13 protein-coding genes are annotated in these 13,191 nt (G+C 60.0%); 5 read left to right on the plus strand and 8 right to left on the minus strand.

The annotated features are described in order from the left end of the window. Positions 1-486, plus strand: a complete 486-nt coding sequence (locus ACZ9YD_RS16465; protein WP_465076348.1) for a hypothetical protein — start codon at positions 1-3, stop codon at positions 484-486. A 316-nt stretch (positions 487-802) separates the two neighbouring features. On the opposite strand, the gene ACZ9YD_RS16470 is transcribed toward ACZ9YD_RS16465, so the two are convergent. The 8 genes from ACZ9YD_RS16470 to ACZ9YD_RS16505 form a co-directional block, all read right to left on the minus strand. Continuing rightward, positions 803-2,500, minus strand: coding sequence for a hypothetical protein (locus tag ACZ9YD_RS16470; RefSeq protein WP_465076349.1), 1,698 nt, complete (start codon positions 2,498-2,500; stop codon positions 803-805). 394 nt (positions 2,501-2,894) lie between these two features. After that, positions 2,895-3,323 carry a GtrA family protein gene (locus ACZ9YD_RS16475; protein ID WP_465076350.1) on the minus strand — a complete coding sequence of 143 codons (429 nt, stop codon included), beginning with the start codon at positions 3,321-3,323 and terminating at the stop codon, positions 2,895-2,897. Next, positions 3,320-4,258, minus strand: coding sequence for a WxcM-like domain-containing protein (locus tag ACZ9YD_RS16480; RefSeq protein WP_465076351.1), 939 nt, complete (start codon positions 4,256-4,258; stop codon positions 3,320-3,322). The genes ACZ9YD_RS16475 and ACZ9YD_RS16480 overlap by 4 nt, the downstream gene beginning before the upstream one ends. Further along, positions 4,255-5,214 carry a glycosyltransferase family 2 protein gene (locus ACZ9YD_RS16485; RefSeq protein ID WP_465076352.1) on the minus strand — a complete coding sequence of 320 codons (960 nt, stop codon included), beginning with the start codon at positions 5,212-5,214 and terminating at the stop codon, positions 4,255-4,257. The genes ACZ9YD_RS16480 and ACZ9YD_RS16485 overlap by 4 nt, the downstream gene beginning before the upstream one ends. After that, complete coding sequence (locus tag ACZ9YD_RS16490) at positions 5,199-6,299, minus strand: DegT/DnrJ/EryC1/StrS family aminotransferase (protein ID WP_465076353.1); 1,101 nt, start codon at positions 6,297-6,299, stop codon at positions 5,199-5,201. The genes ACZ9YD_RS16485 and ACZ9YD_RS16490 overlap by 16 nt, the downstream gene beginning before the upstream one ends. Positions 6,300-6,587: 288 nt before the next feature. Further along, positions 6,588-7,730 (minus strand): non-hydrolyzing UDP-N-acetylglucosamine 2-epimerase, encoded by a 1,143-nt coding sequence (gene wecB / locus ACZ9YD_RS16495; protein ID WP_465076354.1) that lies wholly within the window; start codon positions 7,728-7,730, stop codon positions 6,588-6,590. Positions 7,731-7,801: 71 nt separating this feature from the next. Beyond that, complete coding sequence (locus tag ACZ9YD_RS16500; RefSeq protein WP_465076355.1) at positions 7,802-8,743, minus strand: electron transfer flavoprotein subunit alpha/FixB family protein; 942 nt, start codon at positions 8,741-8,743, stop codon at positions 7,802-7,804. Between the two features lie 95 nt (positions 8,744-8,838). After that, on the minus strand, positions 8,839-9,585 hold the full coding sequence (locus ACZ9YD_RS16505) for an electron transfer flavoprotein subunit beta/FixA family protein (RefSeq protein WP_232137934.1): 747 nt from the start codon (positions 9,583-9,585) through the stop codon (positions 8,839-8,841). Between the two features lie 210 nt (positions 9,586-9,795). Between ACZ9YD_RS16505 and rfbB the strand changes: the two genes are divergently transcribed. From rfbB to rfbD, 4 genes are read left to right on the plus strand one after another with little or no spacing between them, the layout of a single operon-like run. After that, on the plus strand, positions 9,796-10,851 hold the full coding sequence (gene rfbB, locus ACZ9YD_RS16510; protein WP_465076356.1) for a dTDP-glucose 4,6-dehydratase: 1,056 nt from the start codon (positions 9,796-9,798) through the stop codon (positions 10,849-10,851). Then, on the plus strand, positions 10,848-11,735 hold the full coding sequence (rfbA, locus tag ACZ9YD_RS16515; protein WP_465076358.1) for a glucose-1-phosphate thymidylyltransferase RfbA: 888 nt from the start codon (positions 10,848-10,850) through the stop codon (positions 11,733-11,735). Before rfbB ends, rfbA begins: the two co-directional genes overlap by 4 nt. Beyond that, on the plus strand, positions 11,732-12,289 hold the full coding sequence (gene rfbC, locus ACZ9YD_RS16520) for a dTDP-4-dehydrorhamnose 3,5-epimerase (RefSeq protein WP_465076360.1): 558 nt from the start codon (positions 11,732-11,734) through the stop codon (positions 12,287-12,289). The genes rfbA and rfbC overlap by 4 nt, the downstream gene beginning before the upstream one ends. After that, positions 12,286-13,191, plus strand: a complete 906-nt coding sequence (gene rfbD / locus ACZ9YD_RS16525; protein WP_465076436.1) for a dTDP-4-dehydrorhamnose reductase — start codon at positions 12,286-12,288, stop codon at positions 13,189-13,191. The genes rfbC and rfbD overlap by 4 nt, the downstream gene beginning before the upstream one ends.

A 13,191-nucleotide genomic window follows, 5' to 3' on the forward strand; every position in this document is an offset into this window, starting at 1 on the left:
ATGGCAAAGCGTTTGAAAATTGGTGGATCCTGCGCCTGCGTCGCATTGGCGCTGGTTCTGACTGCATGCGGCACAGATCCCGAACCGGCTGTTGTCGAACAGAGTGAGCCAGTCGAGAGCGCGCAAGCAGCCGAACCGGTTCGGCGTCCTGCGCAGGCTGTGTTGCTCGCAGGATATACGCCGTCGTTTCCGCATCGAATTAGGTCTCAGCGCGACGACGTGGCGGCGGACGGAAAGGTCACCCATGTCGTGGTGATGGAGTATCTGTCGGTTCCAGATAGCGAAATATCTTCGCTTCTGAGCGCTGACTTGGAAAAAACGCGTCTTCGTGTCCGCGGTCCTAACGACACGGAGGGGGGGGTTCGCTATGTCGCTCAGAGCTCTTCAATTGGCGTGATGAGATTCAATATCCACTTCGATCCAGACCTCAGCCTCGGTCCAGAAGCCGAGGGCACGATCGTTGTGTCATGGTCTGAAGCGGAGTAGTCCTTCGCTTTTCCTGTCCGGCAGGAATGGGCAGCAGGCTGCGTGGTTGGACCGGAACAACTCCAACCACGTTCCTGCCCCACCATCATCCGGCGTTCCAAGGCTCTGACAGGTCAGAACTCATTGCGCACGGGCAACGCGCTTCGCGGATGTGGAACGTCAGATCGCCCCCGGAGTTTTTAGCTGACATTAGACCTAGGGCAAGGGATCGAAGCACTTCCCAGAGGTCGTGCCAGCGCTGCCAGGAATGGAGCTGGTACTTCCGAGTTCCTCGGAGGCCCTTGCAGTCAAAAGCAAGCTGGAATCACCACCGTGTTCAATACGCGGAAAGTCTGGGGAAATAAATTTCCGTGAGTGATGCTCTGACCCACGAGTCTCTTTGGAGTGGCCGATGGTTCACGAGCATGAACTGGACTTCCGTGCATCCGCCTGGCTCCAGCGCGGCGGGAATTGCAACATCATGAAAATTCCCGTCATCCGGCAGCATGCGCGAGAAGACAAGTGAATCGCGCGCGATGACGCGTAGTTCAAACCTGCCTGTCGCCTGCAGATTGTCGTAAGGCATCACGTATCCGAAGCGGAGGTTGGTTCTATCGCCCTGTGCGCAGACTCGCTGGGTGGCAACGATGCGGCTGCGACCGCTTGTTACACCGCTTGCACCAAGGGTAAAGCCCAAGTCGCCGATACCGATCGAGCGGTTATTCCTGACCTTTCGATCCAGCTGTCGGGGCGAAGCACCCCGTAAGGGTTCCACACCCTCGCCGACGATGGAGAATCCGGAGATTACCCTGCCGTCTTGAGGCGTATAGCGAATATCGGTGACGAACCAGGCTGTAGCAGCTGCAATTAACGCAGTGGCGCTACCTACAACAAGCGTCGGCGCAAATGGTGGGGCACTAACAGAACCTTCAATCGATCCACGCGCGCGCCCCAGATGGGCTGCAATAACAAGAGGTGCGAAGAACCACACTGGAAATGCATAGCGAGGCTGGACTTCGCCGATTGTGACTAGGCCGCCGATGAGCACTCCCAGAAACGCGATAGAGAACGCGACAGTTAATGAGGAGGGCGATCGCAGCGAAGTTGGCAACGCTGAGAGAAATAGACCAGCGATCAATAATGCATAGAGCTTGTTGTAGGTTGTCAGAGTCTCAGCGAGCTTCGGCGCGCTGAGATTCAGTTCATTGTAGTAAAAGCCGTGTTGACTACCCAATAGCGCCAAACGACTAGTCTTGAAAGCGGCTCCCGAGACGCGGGCCATTGGCTGCTCGCTGAAATCCGATATGAACAGAGCCTTGGCGGTCTCTCGCTGCGCATCAGGTTGTTGTGGACGCAGGAAAGCGGTGCCAAACGCTTGGGCATACCGAAATGTTCCGTCTGAGTAACCGGGTGCGAGCGCGGCAGTGCGTACATTCGAAAGATACGCGTAGGACGGGTCTGTCGTGAGCACGCCTATCGACTTCAATCCCATGGTTCCGATCAGGAACGCAATTGACGCGCCAGCGAAGAGGCAGGCAAATCGCAAGCGGCAAGAGACTCGATTATTCTCAACAGTCCGCACTTTGACTGCGAGAATCAGAGCTGTAGTTCCCAACGCCACCAGTGCCACGAGTCCTAGCTCGCGCTGTACTTCAAGAAGAATTACTGGGATGCCAACAACTAAGCCCAGAGCGATCTGGCGTGGAGCGCTCTCGTAGCGCCTCTCGGAGACCAGTACGATTGACCAGAGGGTGAGTGCGGCGAAGAACAGGCCCCAGAGATCATGAGTCGGTATCTTGAGAGCGTACAGAGTCTCCGCGCCACCGATCCAGAGAACAGCGAATATCTGAGCAGACAGATGGCTCTGCGTGCGTCGCAATACGTCATAGCCAATCAGAAGAATTGAGACTAGGAGTAGCCCATTGACAATGGGGACAAGTATGGGCGCGTGCCCGAATAGATAAACAGCGGGCCAAAGGATCGGGAGGGTGCGTTGATGGATGATGCCATCGGCTGAAAAACGGTTCTGTTCCACCAACCGACCCACGGCGACCCACATGCGTTGGAAATCGCTGAGCCACGGCGCTTCGACGGCGTATCCATATATGCAGTAGAGGGCGACCGACGCCGCAACAGCCGTAGGTAGGAAAATCGAGGGCGCGAGTGGACGACCCCTGCGGAGGAGTGCTGCGACAGCCGCACATACCATCAGGATTGGGAGAAACGCCCACAGCAGTCCAGTTGCCAATCCGTGCCTCGCCACTCCTAGAAAAAGATCCTGTCCGTAGGCTAGCGCGGTACAAAGAAACAATGCGCCGCTAAATACCGCGATAGCGGTAAGCGCGCTCGATCGTGCGAGTGTTTCAGCGAAACCTGTAGCGGCGCGTGCGATCGGGCTGACAAAAATTTTCCGACTCAACATGGCAATCTCATTTGGGCGAAGATCCCGGGTCGCTTCGGTCGGATGCGCTCAGGGGGGGCGCGGATGTTCGGGTGACGATCCAGCGGGAGAAAACGTAGGTGAGCGGGAGCGTCGCAACTATCGTGACAAGTGGACCGGCCCACGCAGGAAGTCCCGCCTTTGAAACTGCCACGTAGACGATGACAGTCCCCAGCGCGAGCTGGATCAGATAAACCAGTGGAAACGCAACCAGTCCTCTGATGGTGGGACGCCGCTTGAACACGAACCAGCTGTTGATGAAATACGACCAGATCACGCCTGCGGCAAACGAGATCGGGTACGCGATGATGTACGCAAAAGACGCTTGGAGAAGCGCAAGATAAATGACGTATGAGAAAATCGTCGTTGATCCCCCTGCAACGAGGAATCTCGCAATCTCGAGGGCGCGGTGCTTCACTGCGGTGAATTCGTCAGCGATCTGAACTCTGCGTAGTCACGAATGTATTCATCGGCGTCATAGCCTTCAGAGGCGAACACGAGAAGGACGGCATCGGGTGAGTAACGGTACTGCGTTCCCCAGATCATTGGCGGCAGATGGATGCCAACTTCGGGCGAGTCGAGAACGAATTCCTCGCGGGAGTGGCCGTCATCAGCGAGTACGCGAACTGATCCCTTCGCGCAGATTAAAAACTGGTGGCAGCGACGGTGTGCATGCTCGCCGCGCGTCTCCTGTGTCGGTACGTCGAACACCATGAAGTAACGCTTTGGGGCGAACGGAAGATCCTTCTCGAATTCGCCCACGGTCAATGCGCCGCGAAGGTCCGAGAATCGAGGGAGCCGATGGAGTTGCGCCCTGGTAGCAGAGGACTGCGGCGCCCCGTCTACCTGAGTTTGCGACGCAGGGTAAGCATCGGAAGACAGACGGGATTCCGTGACATAGCCGGAAATTCGCGCAGGATTGCCGACAACGATCGCGTTCGGAGGAACAGAACGAGTGACGACTGCGCCGGCGCCTACCATTGCGCCACGCCCGATCGTAATGCCGGCAAGAATTGTGGCATTGGCGCCGATCGATGCGCCGTCCTCGACGAGAGTTTTCGCAAACTCTTCAGGATGCTGACGGCTGCGAGGAAACAGATCGTTGGTAAACGTCGCATTGGGGCCGACGAAGACATCGGCGCCGAGTCGGACGCCGTCCCATAGTTGTACTCCGCACTTGATTGTGCAGCGGTCTCCAACTACGACATCGTTTTCAATGAAAACGCCATCGCAAATATTGCATTCAGTTCCAATGCGGGCCCCTGGCAACACGTGGGCAAAAGCCCAGACGCGAGTCCCCGCACCGATGTTTTCGCTCTCGCACAACGCATTAGGATGAATGATCGCGGTCATGGATTATCCGTTACAAAATTTTCGTGGCTCTGAATGACGGCGAGTGGCCTCGCTTTAGTATTCTCGAATGCTCGCCAGGCGTACGTGCCCACCACGCCGAGACCCAGCGAGTTCAAAGCGCCAAAGAAGAGAATGGTCAACATGGTGCCTGCGTATCCCGGTACCGCAACGAGTCCGGAAAGTCTGGCGAGCAGAATGAGTACCGCCAGGAGCAATGCGAGCGCCATTGCAACCGCGCCGGAGCCGATAAGGAGCCTGACAGGCAAGTCGGTGAAGGCAAAGACACTGTCCGCCAGGTATCTGATTTTCTTGCTAAAGGTCCATGCACTTTTGCCATGCATTCGCTCGCGACGTGAATAACTCACAAATGCGCGCCTCCCGCCTAGCCAGAAGAGCTGGGCAAGCAAACTGGTGTTCGTTTCGCCTAGCATCAACAGCTTGTCCCGAAAAGCGGACGTGAGTGCGAATATGTCAACTCCGCCTCTTGGAATATCCGGCATTACCAGGGTCCGATAGATCGACCAGAATGCATTAGACGCGAGCTTCGAGAACGCTGGATCAACCCGCGACTCTCTGACTCCAAATGCGACATCGTGTTCACCATCGGCGAGAGTCCTTGCGAACTCAAGGACTAGCTCTGGAGGCTCCTGCAGATCGGCTGCCATGACCGCGATGATCTGTCCACGAGCTGCAGATAGCCCTGCTCGAATGGCGGCAAACGCACCGAAATTGCGCGACAGCGCAATCAGCTGCGCGTCGAAATTTTGCGACGGCAGGCGCTCGCGTAGGCGCTGAAAGCTCTGGTCAGGACTTCCGTCGACGACGAACACTGCTTCGATCGGCATCGGAAGGGACGTGGACAAAGACGAAATGCCAGCCAGAAGTGCATCGATGGACGCTTCATTCCGGTAGACAGGAACAACGATTGAAAGACCGGGTGTCAGAAGAGATTGCATGCGTTCGCCACCCGTTCCACCTCTCCATCTGTCAGTTCGGGGAAGCACGGCAAAGACAGCACGGTTGCTGCATCAAGCTCGGTCCTCGGTAAGTGCACTTCGTTGTAACGACCTTCGAGGCAAGGCTGTCGATGGTCAGGAAGCGGATAGTGCACGTCTGTTCCAATTCCATTCTCGGTGAGATGGGTTCTCAGTCGATCGCGTTCCTGGGAGCGGATCACGTACAGGTGCGCTACCGACGCATTCCCCACTGCCGGTGGAATTTCGATCGCAGCGTTCCGTATGCTCGCGCTGTAGAAATTGGCGATCTCTCGACGCCTCGCGTTCCAGCTGTCCAGGCGCGGCAGCATGACGCTCAACATTGCCGCCTGAAGCTCATCAAGACGGCTGTTACGGCCGCCGGAAAGTTCATTCCTGTACTTCTGCCCCCAGCCGTACTGGCGGAGTTGCCGTACCCGAAGCGCCACCTCCGCATCTCGCGTCACGACCGCTCCGCCATCTCCGAGTGCGCCCAGATTCTTGGTCGGGTAGAAACTGAAGCTGGCGACATCTCCAAAGCTCCCTGCGGCTTGGCCGGACGCATCGCGGGCACCATGAGCTTGGGCGCAGTCTTCCACCAGCGCCGCCCCGAAGGTGCGTGCGACCGCTGCGATAGACGCGATGTCCGCCAACTGGCCGTAGAGATGAGTTACGACGATCGCGCGGATGTGGCCGACTGCCAGGGCGTTCCGCAGCGCTGCCGAATCCATGGTCGAATTGTCGGAGACGTCGATGAACACCGGAACTGCACCGATTGCCAGCACTGCCGAGGTGCTGTACATGGCTGCATTCGCGATGACTGCGACCTGGTCGCCCTTCTGTACGCCTACGGCGCGAAGTGATAATTCGAGTGCGTCTGTGCCGTTTGCCACGCCAATGCAGTGGTCAACGCCGCAATACAGCGCGAACTGAGCTTCGAACGTCTCTACGTGGGGGCCGAGGACGTAGTAGCCGCTACGGATAACCTGATCAGAGACTGCAACGAGCTCCTCTTGCAACGGTTCGATATGACGCAGGAGCGAGTTGAGGGGAATCGTTGAAGACATTCTGTTCCGGTTCCTTGGGCGCATGCGCCTGTGAAGTATATGTGCGAAATGCGGGGCGCCTCGCGTAGCAATTCAATAACCACGAGGTGCTACGGCGGAAACATTGTCCTGACAGCCGTGCTGCGATGACCCCCGCCAAGGCGGGTTGATTCTAGGCGAAAACAGTACTTCGACCCGTGCAATAGGGGATAAGACCGTGTCCGGTGGTGCTGGCAAGAATGTCTGCAGAGCGCTAGCGGATACGGGAGATAAAGACTAAGACTTCCTGTGCGCTTTCGATGAAACCGCTTACCCGCCGATTGTCTCGGCGTTGGCGCTGCTTACAACGCTGGCAATGCGGGCCGACGCTTCGCCGTCTCCATAGGGGTTATGCGCTCGAGACATGCGTTCGTAAGCGGACGCGTCGTCCAGAAGCGAGTTCACGCTCGCTACGATGCGTTCCTGACTGGTGCCGACAAGCATCACCGTACCCGCATCAACCGCCTCGGGCCGCTCGGTCGTATCGCGCATGACCAGCACAGGCTTGCCAAGGGACGGCGCTTCCTCCTGAATCCCGCCCGAGTCGGTCACGATGATATGCGCACGCGACATCAGATACACGAACGGGAGATAGTCTTGGGGTTCGATCAGGTGCACATCAGACTGCGCGCCAAGAATCCTGTTGACCGGCTCCTGCACGTTTGGATTCAGATGAACTGGATAGACGACCTGCGTGTCGCCCCGCGCTGCGATTGCTTTGAGCGCATGGCATATCTGCTCGAAACCACCGCCAAAATTCTCACGACGATGCCCGGTGACGAGTACGAGCCGCTTGCGTGGATCCAGAAACGTAAAACGCGAAGCCAGCTGATCTTTAAGTGCGTTGTCACTACCAATCTTTTTGATCACGGCCAGCAATGCGTCGATAACCGTGTTGCCTGTGATGTGAATTCTCTCGGAAGCCACACCCTCCCCCAGCAGATTGTCCTTCGAACGACTGGTAGGCGCGAAGTGCAGTCTTGTCAGGGCGCCTGTTAGCTTTCGATTGGCTTCTTCAGGCCAGGGTGAATAAAGATTGCCCGTGCGAAGGCCTGCTTCGACGTGACCGATCGCCGTACGGTTGTAAAACGCCGCCATCGACGTTGCGAATGTCGTGGTGGTATCTCCATGCACGAGTACGATGTCGGGCTTGCGGCGTGCGATCACCTCATCCATGCCCTGCAGGATCCTCGACGTGAGGCCGGCGAGGGTCTGGCCTGGCTGCATCACATTGAGATCTTCATCGGGAACGATGCCGAACAGATCGAGGACCTGATCCAGCATCTGTCGATGCTGCGCAGTCACAGCGACGATCGTCTCAACGCCCGGCGTGGACTTGAGAGCTTCGACGACGGGCGCCATCTTGATGGCTTCGGGGCGGGTGCCGAACACCACCATCACGCGCTTGCTCATTCTTATAGTCTTCCCGTGAGATTAGAGAGAGGCGCGCGACGCGCGTCCCTTGGATGAAGGCGGGTGGTGCTTCAGAGCGCGGCTTCGAGCTCCGGTAGCAATTTGAACAGATCGCCTACCAGGCCGATGTCCGCGATCTCGAAGATCGGTGCATCGGCATCCTTGTTGATCGCGACAATCGTGCCCGCATCCTTGATGCCGGTCAGGTGCTGGATCGCGCCGGAGATGCCGATTGCGACGTAGAGCTCGGGCGCGATGATCTTGCCTGTCTGGCCGACCTGCAGTTCGTTTGGCACGTAACCGGCATCGACCGCGGCGCGCGAGGCGCCGACGGCCGCGCCGAGCTTGTCGGCGAAATCGAAGACGATCTTGAAGTTCTCTTCCGAGCCGACGCCGCGGCCGCCCGAGACGACACGCTTGGCGCTCTGCAGGTCGGGGCGGTCAGTGCTGCCTGCGGCGAGACCGATGAAGCGGGTGTGCGTTGGCAGTTCGGCATCGATGCTGCTCGTTTCCACCGTCGCGCTGCCGCCGCGTGCGGCTTCCTGCCAGGACGCCGTACGCACCGTGGCGACGACCGGATGCTCGGCCGGCGCTTCGACGGTGACGATGGCATTGCCCGCATAGATCGGACGCTTGAAGACGTGGCTACTCTCCACCGTCATCAGGTCGGAAATCTGGTTCACGCCCAGCAGCGCGGCGACGACCGGCAGCAGGTCCTTGCCGAATGTCGTCGACGGCGCGAAAACGTGGCTGTAGCCAGAAGCGAGCTTCGCGATCTGCGGGCCCAGCACCTGCGCGAGAGCATGCGCGTTGGCCGGATTGGCAACGGCGAGGACCTTCGACACGCCGGCAATCGCGGCGGCTTCGGCGGCGGCGCCGGCCGGATCGGCGGCGAATACCGCGACGTCGATGGAGTCGGGCGACAGCGCCTGCGCCGCAGCGACGGTCTTGGCGGTCGCGCTGGCGTTCAGGGTGCCGTCGAGGTGCTCGGCGATGACAAGGACTTTGGACATGGTGGCAGTTCTCCGAATACGTAGGGGAGTCGCGCTTCGCGTCGGCGCGCCCTCACCCAACCCTCTCCCGCGAGCGGGAGAGGGGGCTAGAAGCGTTACAGCAGGCCCTTGGCCTTGAGCGCAGCGACCAGTTCGGCCGCGTCCTTGACCATGACGCCCTTGCCGCGCTTGGTCGGCGCCTCGTAGTGCGTGGTCTTGAGTGTGTCGACCGACTCGACGCCAAGGTCGGCGAACGGGATCGATTCCATCGGCTTCGACTTCGCTTTCATGATGTCGGGCAGCTTGATGAAGCGAGGCTCGTTGAGGCGCAGGTCGGTCGTGACGACGGCCGGCAGGTCGACTTCAAGCGTCTCCAGGCCGGCGTCGACTTCGCGTGTGACCGTTGCCTTGCCGTCAGCGATCTCGACCTTCGAGGCGAAGGTCGCCTGCGGGCGGCCCCACAGCGTCGCCAGCATCTGACCGGTCTGGTTGGCGTCGTCGTCAATGGCCTGCTTGCCCAAGATCACCAGGTCCGGCTGTTCCTTCTCGACCAGCTTGAGCAGGGTGCGGGCGGCCGTCAGCGGCTGGATCGCCTGGTCACAGACCACGTGGATGGCGCGGTTCGCGCCCATGGCCAGACCGTTGCGCAGGTGCGCCTGGGCGTCGGCGGGCGCGATCGTCGCGACCACGACCTCCGTCGCGATGCCCTTGTCGCGCAGGCGCAGGGCTTCTTCCAGCGCGATTTCATCGAAGGGGTTGGCCGACAGCTTGACGCCATCGGTGACCACGCCGGACCCGTCCGGCTTGACCTGGATGCGGACGTTGTAGTCCACCACGCGCTTGTAGGCGACGAGGATCTTCATCGGTACGGCATTCCTTGTGCGTTGCGGATCACCCGGCCACGGCGGCTGGCGCGGGGTAATCCGTCGATTCTAACGGGGCGGCCTCCGGCGCGCGAACAGCAAGTTCCGCCATGCAAGCGTTCATGTTCATACCGAAATCGGCCGGGTGAGCCGTTATTCTTGGAACCTGGCCCTGAAACGGGCATTCTGATCGTCCACAGGAGTGAATGCGTGCCCACATGGCTCGTCACCGGCGGCGCCGGTTTCATCGGCGGCAATTTCGTACTCGAGGCCGTGCGTCGCGGCATCCGCGTGATAAATCTCGATGCCCTGACTTATGCAGGCAACCTGCAGACGCTGGCGTCGATCGAATCGAATCCGGACCACGTGTTCGTCCATGGCGACATCGGGGATCGCGATCTGGTCGCGGGGCTGCTGGCCGAGCACCAGCCCGATGCGGTACTGAATTTCGCCGCAGAGAGCCACGTCGACCGCTCGATCGACGGCCCGGCCGCGTTCATCGAAACCAACGTCGTCGGCACACTCGGTCTGCTCGAGTCGGTGCGCGACTACTGGAAGGCCTTGCCTGATGGCCGTCGCGAGGCATTTCGATTCCTGCATGTGTCGACCGACGAGGTCTACGGCACGCTTGGGGAGACCGGCAAGTTCTCCGAAACCACGCCCTACGCGCCGAACTCGCCGTATTCGGCGTCGAAGGCCGCGTCAGACCATCTGGTGCGTGCGTTCCACCACACCTACGGCCTGCCGGTGCTGACCACCAATTGCTCGAACAACTACGGGCCGTATCACTTCCCGGAAAAGCTCGTCCCGCTGGTGATCGCTAAGGCACTGGCCGGCGAGCCGCTGCCGGTCTACGGCGACGGCAAGCAGGTCCGCGACTGGCTGTTCGTCACCGACCACTGCGCCGCGATCCGCACGGTGCTCGAGAAGGGCCGCGTCGGCGAGACCTACAACGTCGGTGGCGATTCGGAGCGTCAGAACATCGAGGTGGTCGAGACGATCTGCCGCCTGCTCGACGCGCGCCGTCCGCGTGAGGATGGCCAGTCGCGCGCGACGCAGATCACCTATGTGACCGATCGTCCGGGCCACGACCGGCGCTATGCGATCGACGCTTCCAAGCTGCAGGGCGAACTCGGCTGGAAGCCCGAGCACACCTTCGAGAGCGGCATCGAGGCGACCGTCGACTGGTATCTCGACAACCAGGCCTGGGTGCAGCGCATCCTCGACGGCAGCTACCGTCTGGAACGCATGGGAGCGCAGGCATGACCGCGCGCAAGGGCATCATCCTCGCCGGCGGATCCGGCACGCGGCTGTATCCGATCACCAAGGGCGTCAGCAAGCAGCTGCTGCCGGTCTACGACAAGCCGATGATCTACTACCCGCTCAGCGTGCTGATGCTGGCGGGTATCCGTGAGGTGCTGATCATCAACACGCCACACGAGCAGGCGCTGTTCCAGACCCTGCTGGGCGACGGTTCGCAGTGGGGCATGGAAATCCAGTACGCCGTGCAGCCGAGCCCGGATGGTCTGGCGCAGGCGTATCTGATCGGCCGGGAGTTCGTAGGCGGCAAGCCGAGCTGTCTGGTGTTGGGGGACAACATCTTTCATGGACAAGGACTGACCGGGACACTTCGACGCGCCGACGCACGTACGGAAGGGGCCACGGTGTTCGGATATTGGGTCAACGACCCAGAGCGTTACGGCGTGGCCGCTTTTGATGCTGATGGCAAAGTCGTCGACATTGCAGAAAAACCCGAAGTGCCGAAGTCGAACTACGCTGTCACTGGCCTGTACTTCTACGATGGACGTGCCAGCGATTACGCGGCCCGACTCAAGCCGTCGTCACGCGGTGAGCTTGAGATCACGGATCTCAATCGCCTGTATCTCGAAGATGAAGCGCTCTTTCTCGAGCAGATGGGTCGCGGCTACGCGTGGTTGGATACGGGTACGCACCAGTCGTTACATGAAGCGGCCAACTTCATCGAAACGATCCAGTCGCGACAGGGACTTCAAGTATGCTGCCCTGAAGAGATCGCATATGGAGCTGGCTGGATAGATGGAGAGCAACTCGAACGACTCGCGACTCCGCTTTCAAAGAACGGTTACGGACGCTACCTGCTGGATCTGCTGAGGCGCGGAGCTATCCGATGAAGATTGTCGAAACCCGACTGGCGGGGTGCGTGATCATTGAACCTACTGTGTTCGGTGATCCCAGGGGCTTCTTCTTCGAATCTTGGAACGCGGAGCGGTTTGGTAAGGCTGGCTTACCTACCCATTTCGTGCAAAGCAACGTTTCTCATTCGACGAAAAACGTGCTCAGGGGCATGCACTATCAGTGGCCTCGGCCACAAGGAAAGCTAGTTAGCGTTCTCCAGGGGGAGGTGTTCGATGTCGCAGTCGACCTTCGTCGTGGTTCTCCGACGTTTGGGAAATGGGACGCGGCGGTGCTGAGCGCGAGCAACAAGCGGCAGATCTGGATCCCTGAGGGCTTTGCTCATGGATTCGCAGTGCTTTCAGAGGACGCCGTCTTTAGCTATTTGTGTACTGACGTTTACGTGAAAGAAGTCGATGCAGGCGTGCGGTGGAACGATCCCGCGATCGGGATTGAATGGCCGATCATGCACCCGCTGTTGTCAGTCAAAGACGAGCAGGCACCGCTTCTGTCGCAAATCGATCAGGGAAGGCTGCCGGTGTTCGTCGGGTGACCTCGCTCGTCTTCGGCGCCAACGGACAGTTGGGGCAGGAGCTGATGCGTGCGCTCGCACCGTTGTGTGATGTGCTCGGCACAACCCGGAGTGGCACGCTCGCCGACGGCCGATCGTGCCTGACCGCAGACTTTTTGGATCCGCACGCCGTGGTCGCGCTGCTCGATGCGACGCGGCCGATACGCGTGATCAATGCAGCTGCCTACACCGCAGTCGACAAGGCCGAAAGCGAGCCCGCGGCGGCGCAGGCCGCCAATGCAGAGACCCCAGGCGCGATCGCGCGCTGGTGTGCCGCGCACGCTGTACCGCTGGTGCATTACTCAACCGATTACATATTCGACGGCAGAGGTACGCGTCCGTATCGCCCTGACGACGCCACGGCGCCGCTTGGCGTCTACGGCGCCAGCAAGCTCGCGGGCGAGAACGCGATCCGTGCAGTGGGTGGCCGCCATCTGATCTTCCGTACCGCATGGGTCTATGCCGCGCACGGCCAGAACTTCCTGCGCACGATGCTGCGTGTCGGTGCCGAGCGCGACGTGTTGCGCGTGGTAGCCGACCAGATCGGCACCCCGACACCGGCGGCGCTGATTGCGGATGTCACCGCGCAGATCCTGCGTTCCGACGCTGAGGCTTCAGGGACTTGGCATCTGACGGCGACCGGCGAAACCAGCTGGCACGGATTCGCGCAGGCGATCTTCGAAAATGCGGTCGAGCGCGGCCTGATTGCGCGCGCGCCGACGGTCGAAGCGATCACCACGGCCGACTATCCGACGCCGGCACAGCGTCCTGCCTATTCGCGGCTGGACACCACGTCGCTGGAACAGGACTTTGGCATCACGTTGCCGGACTGGCAGGTCGCGCTGGATGGCGTGCTCGACACGTTGGTGGACGCGCAGCGCTGA

It is taken from the genome of Luteimonas sp. AC640a (assembly GCF_979256585.1).